Source organism: Bradyrhizobium sp. 45 (assembly GCF_023073155.1).
GTDB lineage: Bacteria > Pseudomonadota > Alphaproteobacteria > Rhizobiales > Xanthobacteraceae > Bradyrhizobium > Bradyrhizobium canariense_D.
The window spans coordinates 500,436-513,151 of sequence record NZ_JADPIX010000143.1 but is presented as its reverse complement, the minus strand read 5'-3'; the positions used below and the strand labels follow the sequence as shown (position 1 = coordinate 513,151).

The following is a 12,716-nucleotide window of genomic DNA, read 5'->3' as shown; positions in this document are numbered from 1 at the left end:
ATCCTACCATTTGAATGCGGCCGAGAGTTCATAGGTGCGCGGTGCACCCAAGAGGATCTGGTCGGGATAGAACGGATCGCCCCAGATCGCATAGCGCTTGTCGGCGATGTTGCGCACCCGGAAAGTCAGGCGAGCCTGGTCGACCGCGTTGAACACCGTCTTCGGGATGTCGACGAAGGCATAGACGTCCGCGACAGTGTAGGCCTTCATCGTCACGACATTCGCATCGGTGTTGTAGCGGTCGCCGACGTGACGGCCGGTGACGCCGACTTCCACGGGCCACGGCGTGAAGAACCGATACGACGCTCCGGCATTCGCCACGACGCGCGGCACGTTCGGCGGCGTGCTGCCGGAGAACGAGCCGCCGACAAAATTAAAGTCGGCGTAGCGCGCATCGACATAGGCGATGTTGCCCCAGAGACGCAGGGGATCGATCGGACGCACGGACGCGGCAAGCTCGACGCCCTTCGATTCCTGCCGTCCGGCAAGGTTGAGCTGCATGCCGCCGGCCGCGGCATAGACGTTCTTGCGCAGGATGTCGTAGGCCGAGAACGACCACTCCGCCCGGTTGTCCCAGAACAGGTGCTTGACGCCGGTCTCGTAGGTGCGCGCGGTGGTCAGGTTCAGCGGATCGGTCGGATTGAGCAGGAAGATGTTGTTGGCCGAGATGTCGGCGCCGGTGGCGTATTGGCTGAAAAAGGTCAGGCCCGGTACGGCTTCCCAGGTGTAGCCGATACGGCCCGTGGTCGGGACCCAGGATTGCGAGAACGGGAAGTTCGCCTTCTCCAGACCGAACTTGTCGGTCGAATTGCGGTCGAGCCCGATATGCTCGACGCGCAGGCCGCCGACCAGCGCAAAGCTGCGCGTGAACTTCAGCCGGTCCTCGAATGACAGCGCCTCATTGTCGATGCGCGCGGTCTGCTGCTGAATGGTGAGCAGGCCGTAATAGCCGCGAGGCGGATCGACCAGCGGAACGGAATCGCCGGGGAAATTTGCGGCGCCCGGCCTCACGAAATCAAGGTAGCTTGAGGAAAGCGTCGTGACCAAACGGTTGTCAAAGCCGGCGATATTCGCATCCCAGATCAAATCGGTGACGTTGCCGACCAAGCGTTGGCTGTGCGCGACATAGAAGCGCTCACGATCGACCATGTTGGTCCCGGAATTGAACGCCTCGATCTCATTGTTGAACCATGTGCGCTCAGCTCCGTAAGCATAGGCTTGACTTTTCAGCGTCAGGTCGGGCGCCAGATTCAGCTCGAAACCGCCGCGCAGCCACACCTCCTTCGCCACGTTCTTGTTGTCGAGGACGTTGTAGTTGGTATTGAAGGTGCGGTCGTCGATCGTGACCGCACCGAGATCGGTTTTGTTGTAGTTCGAGACGTAATTGCCGGAAACGATCCCCGTCGTCGCATGCGAGCCGCTGAAGGCAATCGGCACCAGCGGCGCACCCCAATAGGCTTTCGAGCGATCTTCGCGATACTCGATCGCGCCCCAGACCTTGAGGCTGTCGGAGATGCGGTAGTTGAGCTGGCCGGAGACATCGACCGTCTTGGTGTTGGTGTCGTCGGCAAAGCCGTTGAGCGAGGAACGGCTGACGTCGAAGCGGTAGTCCAGCCCCTGCACATTGGTGCTGCCGCCCGAGCCGTAATGCGCCCGGAACGAGTTCAGCGAGTCCCAGGAGAAATCCGCCTCGTTCCGGATCGGACCGGTGTGCGGCTGCTTGGTGACGAAGTTGATCGCGCCGCCGGCGGCGCCCTCGCCTGACATCAGTGATGCCGGACCCTTCAGGAATTCGACAGCCTCCAGATTGGCCGTGTCCATGATCCGCGAGGTCATGTTCTGCGGACCGATCTTGATGCCGTTGTAGAGCGTGTTGATCTGGCTGTTGGTGAAGCCGCGCATGGAGAAAGCCGAAGGCTCGGCCGGATTGTCGCCGGCTGTGACGCCCACCGCTCCCTGCGCGACGTCGGAGACTGTGCGGTAGCCCTGCTCGCGCATGGTTGCGGCCGAGATCACCTCCACGGTCGCGGGTGTTTCTCGCACGGTCAGGTCGAGGCGCGAAGCGCTTTCGGCGACGGCATTGGTGTTGAGCGGCGTCTGTGCCGCCGTGGTCGGCACGACGGGCTTGGGCACTGCGGATGCAGTCCCCGGCCGGCGCGCTGCTGCGCGGCGTGAGCTCTGCGCGTCCCGTCCGGCCGGGCTGGACTGCCTGCGGGATTGTGGCGCCGACACCTCGACGGGCGGCAGTGGCTCGCGGGCCTGCTGCGCCAAGGCCGCTGGCATGTCGATGGCGACGAAAGATGTGAGAGCGGCGGATGCCAGTAGGAAACGGCGTGGTCGTACGATACGAAGGGAATACACGGTCTTGGACCTCGGAGTGACGTCAGTGGCACGTCACCGCGAACCAGGGTCCCATCGTCCGGCTTGCAGCCTTCCGATGAAGCCGAATGTCTGTACTCCCCGACCGACATCTTCGCGTGTGACCACGGCTGACGGCAGGTCTCCTGGCTCGCGGGTCAGTACCTTGCATCGCCTTCCCGGGACCGAGATACCCAGTGGCTCGTGACGCAAGATTCGCCGCTTACAGTTGCGGGGGCAGCCACGGCATTGGGGACAAACTCCCCGCACCGCATTCCCTTTTCATCCCCTCTCGGGGAAACCGTCGCGAGCATCTAGGATTACGATCCAGACAGAGTCAATGTGCCAGTTGCGGCGTTATTGCCACAACGACCAGTTTCCTTGGAGATAAGCATGGGAGGCGAGACCTTCCTCTGGCTGATACGGCACGCGCCCGTCGATGGCGTCGCGGGGACGATCCATGCGGCCGACGCACCGGCCGATCTCGGCGCTCGGGCGCAGCTGGAGGCACTGCGGCAGCGCCTGCCACGGGACGCCGCGAGCTATGCGAGCCCGTCGCGGCGCACCGTCGAAACGGCCCGCGCGCTGGGGCTCGAGCCGCTGCAGCTGGACGAATTCAGCGAGCAAGACTTTGGCGACTGGACCGGCCGTCGGCATGACGAACTCGCCGCGACCGGTGGCGAGGCCTATGCACGGTTCTGGAGCGATCTGGCGCGCGGACGGCCGCCCGGCGGCGAAAGCTTTGAGGAACAGGTCGCGCGGGTCCGCCTGGGTTTGTCGAAGATCGGCACCGGGGCCGCAACGCTCGTCGTGCATTCCGGCACGATCCGGGCGGCGCTGTGCATCGCGCTCGACCTGACGCCACAAGCGGCCCTGCGCTTCATGATCGATCCGCTGTCGCTGACCAGGATTGACCGCCTCGCGACCGGCTGGCGCGTCGTCTCCGTCAATCAGCGGACGATTTGATCAGGCCGGACGATCAGGCACATTGGCCTGCGCAAAGGTCGCCATGCCGTTGTGGAGCGCGCAGGCCGACCGCACCAGCGGCAGCGCGATGGCCGCGCCCGATCCTTCGCCGAGCCTGAGATCCAGGCTGATCAGCGGCTGCACGTTCAGCGCGCGCAGCACCAGCCGATGCCCCTGCTCCGCCGACTGGTGCGAGGCCAGCAGGAACAGCTGGCACGAAGGGTTGAGCCGCACCGCCGCCAGCGCCGCGACCGACACGATGAAGCCGTCGATCAACACGGGGATGCGGTGCTGTGCAGCCGCGATAACGGCACCGCAGATGGCGGCGATCTCGAGACCGCCGACGGCGCACAGGATCTTTTCGGGCGCAGCGCCCGCAATGTCATGGCGTGCGATTGCAGCGTCGATCACCCGCGCCTTGTGCACACGGCCGGCCGCGTCGATGCCGGTACCGCTGCCCGCGACCTCCGCGGCGCTCACGCCGAGCAAGCCGGCCGCGATCGCCGCCGATGTCGTGGTGTTGCCGATGCCCATCTCGCCGAAGATCAGAAGATCGGGCTGCCCGGCCTGTGCGCGCGTCACCGCACGTCGGCCGGCTTCGAACGCAAATGCCAGCTCCGTGGGGGTGAGCGCAGCTTCGACGCTGAAATCGCGCGTACCGCTGCGCGGCTTGTCGGTCATGATTCCAGCCATCTCCCCCTGCGCCAGCGTGCCGGCGTCGACGACCTCCAGGCTGGAGCCCAGCTCACGCGCGAGCACCGAGATTGCCGCACCGCCGGAGGCAAAGTTCGCCAGCATCGCGATGGTCACTTCCTGCGGATAGGCCGAGACGCCCTGCGCGACGATGCCGTGATCGCCGGCGAAGATGATGATCGGCACCCGCGCCGCGCGCGGCTGCTCGGTTGCTTGCAGGCCCGCAAGCTCGATCGCGAGCTGCTCGAGCCGGCCGAGCGCGCCGGTCGGTTTCGTCAGTTGCGCCTGCCGCGCCACCGCCGCCTCGCGGTGGACTGCGGAGATATCGGGGCATTGTTGGGTGACCCATTCGGGGAGCATGCTGCCTCGCTTGCCTCACGGCCTGCGCTTGAGGATGTAACTGTCCATGATCCAGCCGTGCCGTTCGCGCGCCTCTTGCCGCACGGCGACGATGCGCGGGCCGATCTCGGCCAGCGCGCCGGACATCACGATCTGATCGGGCATGCCGAGATAGGCCCCCCACCAGATGTGCAGGCCCGCCGGATCAAGCGACTGGAATGCCGTGCCGCCGTCGAGCATCACCACCACGGTGTCGACACCTGCCGGCCAACCGCCATCGCGCAAGCGGCGTCCGGTCGTGATCAGAAACGGCTCGCCGATGTCGTTGAGCGGCATCGCATGCGCCGCGCACAGCGTCTGGATCGAGGTGATGCCGGGCACGACTTCGATTGTCGGCAAGGGATCGAGCCGCCGCGCGATACGCAGCGAGGAATCGTAAAGCGAGGGATCGCCCCAGATCAACAGCGCGACCTTGCCTTCGCCTTCGAGATGATCCCCGATCGTCTGCGACCAGACGGCGGCCACGGCATCATGCCAATCGTCCACGCCCTTGCGATAGTCCGCTTCAGCGGCGTCCCGCACGGGCAGATCGAACTCGGCAATACGCGTCCTGTCGCTGGTGAGCGCATCCGCGCAGATCGTCCGCCTGAGATCGGCGAGATCGGATTTTGTAGTCCCCTTGCGCGGGATCAGGACGAGATCGGCCGCGTCGATGGCAGTAATCGCGGCGCGCGTCAGCTGCTCGGGATCGCCGCAACCGATGCCTATCAGAGAGAGCGTGAGCATCGTGGCTGCGAAGGGCGGCCATCATGGCCGCCCGTTCGCTTGTCTCTAGGCCGCGTTGTGCAAACGCGGCGTGACGAGGCCGGGCGCGGTGACGCCGCGCAACGACTTCGCCAGCGCGAGCACGCCGAGATCGGCGAGCGGCTCGATCACGATGACCAGCGCATAGGACGCCGCGAAGGTCGCGATGTTGGCGAGGTTGGTCGCGCCGAAGCCGGAGCCATAAATCGCCCAGAACGCCACCCAGGCGATGACGCCCGCCTGATAGGTCGTCGAAAGCGCCAGCGCCTGGCGGTACTTCAGATCGACATAGGCCGTGTTGCTCGAAATGATCCGCGTGGCGATCGCCTGGATTCCGAACAGCGGCACCAATAGCGTGGTGACGTTCATGCCATATTGCGGCAGGTCGGGCGGCTCGAAGAAGATGCCCTGGAACAGCAGGCCAAACGCGAGGCCGAAGGCCGCAGGCGCCGCGCCAAACAGCAGGAACAAGGTCGAGCCGAGGATGAAGTGCACTTCGGAGACGCCGACCGGGAAGTGCGGCAGGATCTCGAAGAAGATAAACACAAGTCCCGTGGTGGCGAGCGTCCGCGCCGCGAACGACGTGATGCCCTGCTCGCGCACGGTCTCAGCCGCGAGCTTCAGGGCAACACCGCCGACAGCGATGCCGGTTGCGTAACTCAATACGAGCTTGGCGTCCGAGACTAGTCCGGGTTCGATATGCATGGCTCAGATCCTTCTTGCCGTCACACCCGACGGCCTTGGCCTCAAAACATGCACGGCCGGTCTCCTGGCTCGCGGTTCACTGGGAGTCTCCGGCCTTCCCGGGCCTCGCGGCCCAGTGGCTGATCGAAGTCCCTCACCGCTTACAGTCGCGGGGGCGGCTGGGGTTTTGGGCGCCGCAACTGGGTCCGCCCATCCCCATTCCCGATTATGCTCCGGCGCTTTGCGCCGCGTCGAGCACCATGCGTCTCCTGTGTGCCTCTTTCGCCGGCCGGGCGTCAAGGGGCGACGGGCGGACGAGGCGGTCATGACGGATAATTCCCCGCCAGCGCGCCGAACAGGATGACGGCCGCCGTGGAGGCCGCTCCCTCCCGCGCAAGCTGCTCTGCAAGTTCCGAAATGGTGGTGCGGACCAGCCGCTCATCGGGACGGCCGAGCGATTCGGCAAACAACGCCGGCGTGGTTGGGGCGAGCCCGTGCTCGATCAATTTGACGACCAACGCCGGAAACGTCCGGCGGCCCATATAGACCACGGTCGTCGCCTCCGGATCGGCCAGCGCCGCCCAATTGAGATCTGGCGGCAGCTCGCCGGTGACGTCCGCCCCGGTCACGAACTGCACGCGGCGCGAGGTGTGACGCCGGGTCAGCGGAATGCCGGCTTGCGCGGCGGCGACACAGGCCGAGGTGACGCCGGGAATGATCTCGTAGCCGATGCCCGCTTCACGCAGCGTCTCGAGCTCCTCCTCGAGCCGGCCAAAGATGCCGGCATCGCCCGACTTCAACCGGACCACGCGCGCGCCTGTCACGGCATAGTCGACCAGCAGGCGGTTGACATGGTGCTGCTTGGTCGAGGCCCGCCCTGCCCGCTTTCCCACCGCGACGAGATTGGCGCCGGGCCGGGCCAGATCGAGGATCGCGCCTGAAGCAAGATCGTCATAGAGCACAACGTCGGCCTCGCGCAGCCGCGCTGCACCCTTGAGCGTGAGCAGCTCGGGATCGCCGGGCCCGGCGGAGACAAAGGAGACAAAACCGCTCACCGGTCCTCCGCGATCAGATGGAAGAACGTGCCGGTAGCTTGTCCCCGCCGCGAGCCGGTCTCGGCAATGACCGCACCTGTCGCGTCGTGCACGACCGCCAGCGCCGTGTCGGGCTGCGCGACTATGGTCGAATAGTGGAATTCATGGCCACGCAGGCGTGCACCCGCCTGATGACCCGGCATCGGCGCGGCGAGCTCGGCCAGACGATAGCCCAGATGCATGCGGCGCTTGGCAAAGCTCGTCTCCAAGCCGAGCAGGCCCGTCATCTCGTGGCTGATGCCATCGGCGTCGGTCAAAGCGGTGCCCAGCACCATATAGCCCCCGCATTCGCCGTGCACCGGGCGCGTCTCGGCGAAGGCGCGCAATCCGCTGCGGAAGCGCGCATTGGCCGCGATCCTGCCGGCCTGCAGCTCGGGATAGCCGCCAGGCAGCCAGCACACATCGGCGACCGGATCAGGGGCTTCATCGGCGAGCGGCGAGAATGTCGAGATCTCCGCACCCGCCGCGCGCCACGCTTCCAGCATGTGCGGATAGACGAAGGAGAACGCGGCATCACGGGCAAGCGCAATGCGCTGGCCGGGGGGCGTCACGTTGACGCCGCTTGCGGCAGGTTGCGGCGACCAGGTGGCCGCCGAACGCAGCACCGCGTCGAGATCGACATGCTCGGCAACGAAGCGCGCGGCCTCGTCGATCAGCTTGCCGATCTCCGCCTGCTCCTCGGCCTGGACCAGTCCGAGATGCCGTTTCGGCAGGCTGATCTCCGCATGGCGCGGCAACGCGCCGAACACGGCGATGCCGGCATCCAGCAGCGCGCGCCGCACGAGGGCTTCGTGGCGCGGGCTGGCAACGCGATTGAGCACGACGCCTGCAAGGCGCACACCGGGGCGGTAGTCGCGAAGGCCCCCGGCAATCGCGGCCGCCGTTTGTGCCTGGCCCGAGGGATCGATCACCAGCAGCACCGGCCAGTCCAGCATCTCTGCGATGTCGGCGGTCGCTCCGGTGCCGCAGACGCCGCGCGCGGCAACGCCGTCGAACAGGCCCATTGAGCCTTCGGCCAGCACGACATCGGCGTCAATGCCACGACTGACGAGATGCGAGATTGTCCCGCGATCCATCGCCCAGCTGTCCACGTTGACCGAGGCGCGTCCCGTCGCGGCGGCATGAAACGCGGGATCGATGTAATCGGGGCCGCTCTTGAAGCACTGCACCCGCAATCCGCTGTTGCGCCAGGCGCGGGCAAGCGCCAGCGTCAGTGTGGTCTTGCCGACGCCGGAGGCCGGCGCGGAGATAACGAGCCCTGCCGCCATCACGACACCTCCGGAAAGCGCGGCTCGGCGCCGACCGGCCGATAGCGGCGGTCATAGTCGGCAGCATAGAGACGGCTCTCGGAAAAATCCGCCGAGCCCAGCGTCTTGCCGACCAGGATCAACGCGGTGCGCTCCATCTCGCCCCCGACAGCAGCGTCGAGTGTTGCGAGCGTGGCGCGGATGATGCGCTGCTCGGGCCAGCTCGCACGCCAGACGATCGCGACCGGGCAATCCGCGCCATAATGCGGCGTCAGCTCAGCGACGACCTTGTCGAGCAGATGAATCGACAGATGGATGGCGAGCACCGCGCCGGTGGCGGCGAAGGCGGCAAGCTTCTCGCCTTCGGGCATCGCGCTGGCGCGGCCCGGCGTGCGCGTCAGCACCACGGTCTGGGCAAGGCCGGGCAGCGTCAGCTCGGCCTCCAGCGCAGCCGCGGCGGCCGAGAAAGAGGGAACGCCGGGCGTGACCGTGTAGGGAATGTCGAGCGTGCGCAGGCGGCGGAGCTGTTCGCCCATCGCCGACCAGATCGAGAGATCACCGGAATGCAGCCGCGCAACGTCCTTGCCATCGGCATGGGCGGCGGCGATCTCCGCGACGATCTCATCGAGCGACAGCGGCGCGGTGTTGACGATCCGCGCCCCGGGCGGGCAATGCGCCAAGACGCCCTCGGGCACAAGTGAGCCAGCATAGAGGCAGACCGGACAGGCGGCGATGAGATCGCGGCCGCGCAACGTCAGCAAGTCAGGAGCGCCTGGCCCTGCCCCGATGAAATGCACCGTCATGCGCCGTCTCCTTCCGCGATCGCCGCGGTCGCGGTGCGATCCTGCGAGACCACCCGCGTCGCAATCAATCGAGCGCGAGGTCCGGCCGCTGCGAGCGCCGCCGCCTCGGCAACCGATCCCGTCCCGAACTTTTCCACGACGAGCTTTGACTGCGTCGGCGTGTCGATGCCAACAAGCATTTCGGCGGCAACCGCCTTGATCGGCAAGCCGCATTCGCGCGCGAGCTGCTTCAACACCTCCTCGTCGGCCTTATCGCTGACCGTCGCCACTGCTGCGAGGCCTTCGGGACCACCGGCCGCCAGAAGCGCCTCACGCAGCGAGGCCAGCGTGACGTCCCGCTTGAATCCGAGCCCGGCGACCTTCATCGGACCGCGCTCCATTGCACCACGGGCCGCACGGCCTCCCAGGACCGGTAGCGGCCGAGCGAAGCGGCATGCGCAATCTCGACCCGCATCAATTCGCCGCCGTGGCGCTGGTGCAGCTCACCGAGCAACGCTTCCGTCTCCAACGTTACTGAATGCGCGACCAGCCGCGTACCGGGCGAGAGCCGCGGCCAGATGGCGTCGAACATCGCGATGTCGAGACCGCCGCCGATGAACACGGCGTCAGGCCCGTCCAGCGTAGCAAGGGCTTCAGGCGCTTTTCCCGCGATGACTGTGATCCGATGTGCCAACCCGAACGCCGTCGCATTGCTGCGAATGTTCGCTGCGCGATCCTCGCGCGCCTCGACGGCGATCGCGGTGCCCCCGCACAGCGTCCACTCGACCGAGATCGAGCCCGAGCCCGCACCGATGTCCCATAGCCGTTCACCGGGACGCGGCGCCAGCGCCGAAAGCGCGAGCGCACGGACCGGACGCTTGGTGATTTGGCCGTCATGGACGAAGAGTTCGTCCGATAGTCCCGAGCTGTGGGGGATGCCCTGCGCGCCCGCCGCCTCAACGGCTACCGCGACCAGATTTCCGGCAAGATCGCCTGCGAAGCTGTCGGCGCGATGCGCGTTGATCCTTTCGCGCGGCCCGCCAAGCGCAGCGAGTGTCCAGAATGCCGAGGCACCCCATCCGCGCGCCGTCAGCCATTTCGCGAGATCGCCTGCCGCCTTTGCGTCGCGCACGAGACAAATGATGCGTGCCCCTCGCGCCAGGTGTGGCACGAGACGCTCGAATGGCGCGGCGTGGAGACCGAGACAGGCAACGGATTCCAGACGCCAGCCAAGCCGCGCAGCAACGAGCGAGAATGTCGAGGGAGCCGCATACGCGATCCATTCGTCGCCATGGAGCTTCTCGGCGAGGCTCGCGCCGGCCCCGTGCCAGAACGGATCGCCGGAGGCGAGCACCGCCGTCGGGCGACCACGGCAGCTCAACACGATTTCTGCATCGAACGGCACCGGCCATGGACGGCCGCGCCCGGTTATGCCGGCGAGTGCAAGATGCCGTTCACCGCCAAAGACAGTTTCGGCATCATCGAGCGCCTTTCGGCTTGCCTCGGACAGCCCGGCAAGGCCATCTTCGCCGATACCGATGATGGTCAGCCAGGGATCAGCCATGACGCGCGCCCTCATTCTGGGCGGAACGGCCGACGCGAGCCTGCTCGCGGCGGAGATCGCGCGCGCCAGCGTCGATGCCGTGTATTCCTATGGCGGCCGCACCCGCGCGCCCGCCGGTCAGCCGTTGCCGACGCGGATCGGCGGTTTTGGCGGCGCAAGCGGACTTGTCGATTACATTGGTCGGGAACACATCACGCATGTAATCGACGCGACGCATCCCTTTGCCGCCGAGATGAGCCGCAATGCGGTCGCGGCATGTGCGGAAACCGGCACGCCGCTGATCGCTCTCGAGCGAGCGCCGTGGACCAAAGCGCCCGGCGACAACTGGATCGAAATACCTGATGTCGACGCCGCGGTCACCGCACTGCCTGAAGTGCCGGCAAATGTGTTCCTCCCCATCGGCCGCCAGCACATCGCGCCGTTCGCGACCAAGCCGCAGCACGCCTACACGCTGAGATTCGTCGATCCGCCCGATGCGCCGCTGCCCTTCGCCGCGGACGTCATCGTGTCGCGTGGGCCGTTTACGCTTGAGGGCGAACTGGAGATGCTGCGCGCGCGAGGCATCACCCGGATCGTCGCCCGCAATTCCGGCGGCGACGGCGCGCGCGCCAAGATCGACGCCGCCCGCAGGCTCGGCCTGCCCGTGATCATGATCTCGCGGCCGCAACTGCCGGAACGCTTGCGGGTCGAGAGCGTGGCCGAGATCATGCAGTGGCTCGGTCATCGGGCCTGCCTCGGCGCATAGACCCAGCGGCCGACGCGGCGTGTCTGCGAGTTGCCGACGATCACCAGCGTGCGCATGTCGGCCATCTCGGGCCGGGCTTCGTTCAGCCTGACGGTCTCGATCTTTTCGTCGGCGGCGCTGATCGCGCGCGCGAAAATCACAAGACGGTCGCCACAGCCGGCCTCGTTCAGCACCGCGAGCGCACGGCCAAATCCTTCCGGCCGGCTCGCCGAGCGCGGATTGTACATCGCGATGGCAAAATCGGCTTCCGCGGCGAGCCGCAGGCGCTTCTCGATCACCGCCCACGGCTTGAGATTATCGGAGAGATTGATCGCGCAGAAATCATGGCCGAGCGGTGCGCCGGCGCGCGCGGCAGCCGCCAGCATCGCAGTGACGCCGGGCAGCACGCGGATCGGCAGCTCCTGCCATTGCGGCGCCTGTTCGAGCGCCTCGAACACGGCGGACGCCATCGCGAAGACGCCGGGGTCGCCGGAGGACACGATGACGACTTGGCCGCCTTCGGCCGCGAGCCGCAGCGCCTCGCTCGCGCGCTGCAGCTCTTCGCGATTGTCGGAAGGATGCAAAGTGAGCCCTGCCCGCGCTGGCACGCGCGCGACATAGGGCGCGTAGCCCAGAATGTCGGTCGCGGCGGCAAGCGCGGCGGAGACCTCGGGCGTCACCAGCGCAGCGCTGCCCGGGCCGAGGCCAGCGATGGTCAGCGTGCCCGTCATTCGGCGGCGTCCGGATGCCGGCCCTTGCCGTGCACGAGCACGATCGCAAAATAGGGGCAGTCGGCGGCGTCGATCTCCGCAAGCCGCACCACGCGCTCGCCCGGCATGGTGCCGCGCTCGACCAGCCACGCATCGTCCAGCCGTCCGGCGGCAGCGAGCGCGCGGCGCACTTTCGCGAGATTGCGCCCAGTCTTCATGATCACGAGCGCATCGGAATCGCGCATGCGGCGTTCGAGCTCGTCCTCGGCGAGCGTGCCCATGAGCACCGTCGTCACGTCGTCGCCGAGCGCAATCGGCTGTCCCACGCCATTCCAGCAGCCGACCATGCCGGGAATGCCGGCGATCACCTCGATCTCGACGCGGCCCTGCAGGCGCATGTGCAGATGCATGAAGGAGCCGTAGAAGTAAGGATCGCCCTCGCAGAGCACGACGACGTCGACCGCGCGCGCCAGCCGCGCCAGTCGCTCCGCCCATTCGTCGTAGAAGCCGGCAAGCAACTGGACATATTCAGGCGTGTCGAAGGCGATCTCGGTCGTAACAGGATATTCCATCGGATATTCGGTGACATCGGCAGCCAGCATGCCCTCGACGATGCGGCGCGCCTGGCCGGGCCGGCCCTTTTTGCGGAAATAGGCGACATGCCTCGCGCCGCGCACCGTGCGATCGGCGCGCACGCTCATCATATCAGGGTCACCGGGGCCGAGACCGCAGCAGATGATGCGTCCCATCG

General features: G+C 66.8%; 13 protein-coding genes and 2 riboswitches. Of the genes, 2 read left to right on the top strand and 11 right to left on the bottom strand.

The genetic code is table 11. From position 1 onward, the window contains the following. Positions 1–3: 3 nt before the first annotated feature. Positions 4–2,361, bottom strand: a complete 2,358-nt coding sequence (locus tag IVB42_RS34900; RefSeq protein WP_247393794.1) for a TonB-dependent receptor — start codon at positions 2,359–2,361, stop codon at positions 4–6. A gap of 115 nt (positions 2,362–2,476) precedes the next feature. Next, a riboswitch (cobalamin riboswitch) is annotated at positions 2,477–2,679 on the bottom strand. A 72-nt stretch (positions 2,680–2,751) separates the two neighbouring features. Here IVB42_RS34900 and IVB42_RS34895 point away from each other — a divergent pair. Next, the gene (locus IVB42_RS34895; protein WP_247393796.1) at positions 2,752–3,324 is read left to right on the top strand and encodes a histidine phosphatase family protein; all 573 of its coding nucleotides are present in this window, start codon (positions 2,752–2,754) and stop codon (positions 3,322–3,324) included. Here the strand turns inward: IVB42_RS34895 and cobT are convergent, their stop codons facing one another. The 8 genes from cobT to cbiE all read right to left on the bottom strand — a co-directional run bounded on the left by cobT (position 3,325) and on the right by cbiE (position 10,531). Continuing rightward, positions 3,325–4,377, bottom strand: coding sequence for a nicotinate-nucleotide--dimethylbenzimidazole phosphoribosyltransferase (cobT, locus tag IVB42_RS34890; protein WP_247393798.1), 1,053 nt, complete (start codon positions 4,375–4,377; stop codon positions 3,325–3,327). A 15-nt stretch (positions 4,378–4,392) separates the two neighbouring features. After that, positions 4,393–5,142, bottom strand: coding sequence for a precorrin-6A synthase (deacetylating) (cobF, locus tag IVB42_RS34885; protein WP_247393801.1), 750 nt, complete (start codon positions 5,140–5,142; stop codon positions 4,393–4,395). Between the two features lie 45 nt (positions 5,143–5,187). Beyond that, entirely contained in the window at positions 5,188–5,865 is a 678-nt protein-coding gene (locus IVB42_RS34880; RefSeq protein ID WP_085352375.1) for an energy-coupling factor ABC transporter permease, read from the bottom strand. Positions 5,866–5,901: 36 nt separating this feature from the next. Beyond that, positions 5,902–6,122: riboswitch (cobalamin riboswitch) on the bottom strand. Between the two features lie 45 nt (positions 6,123–6,167). After that, complete coding sequence (cobA, locus tag IVB42_RS34875) at positions 6,168–6,899, bottom strand: uroporphyrinogen-III C-methyltransferase (RefSeq protein WP_247393804.1); 732 nt, start codon at positions 6,897–6,899, stop codon at positions 6,168–6,170. After that, the gene (locus IVB42_RS34870; protein WP_247393806.1) at positions 6,896–8,206 is read right to left on the bottom strand and encodes a cobyrinate a,c-diamide synthase; all 1,311 of its coding nucleotides are present in this window, start codon (positions 8,204–8,206) and stop codon (positions 6,896–6,898) included. The genes cobA and IVB42_RS34870 overlap by 4 nt, the downstream gene beginning before the upstream one ends. Continuing rightward, positions 8,206–8,988, bottom strand: coding sequence for a precorrin-4 C(11)-methyltransferase (gene cobM / locus IVB42_RS34865; RefSeq protein ID WP_018458668.1), 783 nt, complete (start codon positions 8,986–8,988; stop codon positions 8,206–8,208). The genes IVB42_RS34870 and cobM overlap by 1 nt, the downstream gene beginning before the upstream one ends. After that, a complete protein-coding gene (locus IVB42_RS34860; protein WP_018458667.1) occupies positions 8,985–9,353 on the bottom strand; it encodes a cobalamin biosynthesis protein in 369 nt (122 codons plus the stop codon). The genes cobM and IVB42_RS34860 overlap by 4 nt, the downstream gene beginning before the upstream one ends. Beyond that, on the bottom strand, positions 9,350–10,531 hold the full coding sequence (gene cbiE / locus IVB42_RS34855) for a precorrin-6y C5,15-methyltransferase (decarboxylating) subunit CbiE (protein ID WP_247393808.1): 1,182 nt from the start codon (positions 10,529–10,531) through the stop codon (positions 9,350–9,352). The genes IVB42_RS34860 and cbiE overlap by 4 nt, the downstream gene beginning before the upstream one ends. On the opposite strand from cbiE, the gene IVB42_RS34850 reads away from it, so the two are divergent. Next, positions 10,530–11,276: a cobalt-precorrin-6A reductase gene (locus IVB42_RS34850; RefSeq protein WP_247370795.1), complete on the top strand. Its 747-nt coding sequence runs from the start codon at positions 10,530–10,532 to the stop codon at positions 11,274–11,276. The two genes, cbiE and IVB42_RS34850, sit on opposite strands and share 2 nt — an antisense overlap. On the opposite strand, the gene cobJ is transcribed toward IVB42_RS34850, so the two are convergent. Further along, complete coding sequence (gene cobJ, locus IVB42_RS34845) at positions 11,252–11,986, bottom strand: precorrin-3B C(17)-methyltransferase (RefSeq protein ID WP_018458664.1); 735 nt, start codon at positions 11,984–11,986, stop codon at positions 11,252–11,254. The two genes, IVB42_RS34850 and cobJ, sit on opposite strands and share 25 nt — an antisense overlap. Then, positions 11,983–12,714, bottom strand: coding sequence for a precorrin-2 C(20)-methyltransferase (locus IVB42_RS34840; RefSeq protein WP_026233633.1), 732 nt, complete (start codon positions 12,712–12,714; stop codon positions 11,983–11,985). Before IVB42_RS34840 ends, cobJ begins: the two co-directional genes overlap by 4 nt. Positions 12,715–12,716 lie beyond the last annotated feature (2 nt).

Excerpts from the sequence above, each read along its gene's own strand:
- cobT (WP_247393798.1), bottom strand. The coding sequence starts at position 4,377 with ATGCTCCCCGAATGGGTCACCCAACAATGCCCCGATATCTCCGCAGTC.
- IVB42_RS34880 (WP_085352375.1), bottom strand. The coding sequence starts at position 5,865 with ATGCATATCGAACCCGGACTAGTCTCGGACGCCAAGCTCGTATTGAGT.
- IVB42_RS34850 (WP_247370795.1), top strand. The coding sequence starts at position 10,530 with ATGACGCGCGCCCTCATTCTGGGCGGAACGGCCGACGCGAGCCTGCTC.
- cbiE (WP_247393808.1), bottom strand. The coding sequence starts at position 10,531 with ATGGCTGATCCCTGGCTGACCATCATCGGTATCGGCGAAGATGGCCTT.
- IVB42_RS34860 (WP_018458667.1), bottom strand. The coding sequence starts at position 9,353 with ATGAAGGTCGCCGGGCTCGGATTCAAGCGGGACGTCACGCTGGCCTCG.
- cobM (WP_018458668.1), bottom strand. The coding sequence starts at position 8,988 with ATGACGGTGCATTTCATCGGGGCAGGGCCAGGCGCTCCTGACTTGCTG.
- IVB42_RS34870 (WP_247393806.1), bottom strand. The coding sequence starts at position 8,206 with ATGGCGGCAGGGCTCGTTATCTCCGCGCCGGCCTCCGGCGTCGGCAAG.
- cobJ (WP_018458664.1), bottom strand. The coding sequence starts at position 11,986 with ATGACGGGCACGCTGACCATCGCTGGCCTCGGCCCGGGCAGCGCTGCG.
- IVB42_RS34895 (WP_247393796.1), top strand. The coding sequence starts at position 2,752 with ATGGGAGGCGAGACCTTCCTCTGGCTGATACGGCACGCGCCCGTCGAT.
- IVB42_RS34840 (WP_026233633.1), bottom strand. The coding sequence starts at position 12,714 with ATGGGACGCATCATCTGCTGCGGTCTCGGCCCCGGTGACCCTGATATG.
- cobF (WP_247393801.1), bottom strand. The coding sequence starts at position 5,142 with ATGCTCACGCTCTCTCTGATAGGCATCGGTTGCGGCGATCCCGAGCAG.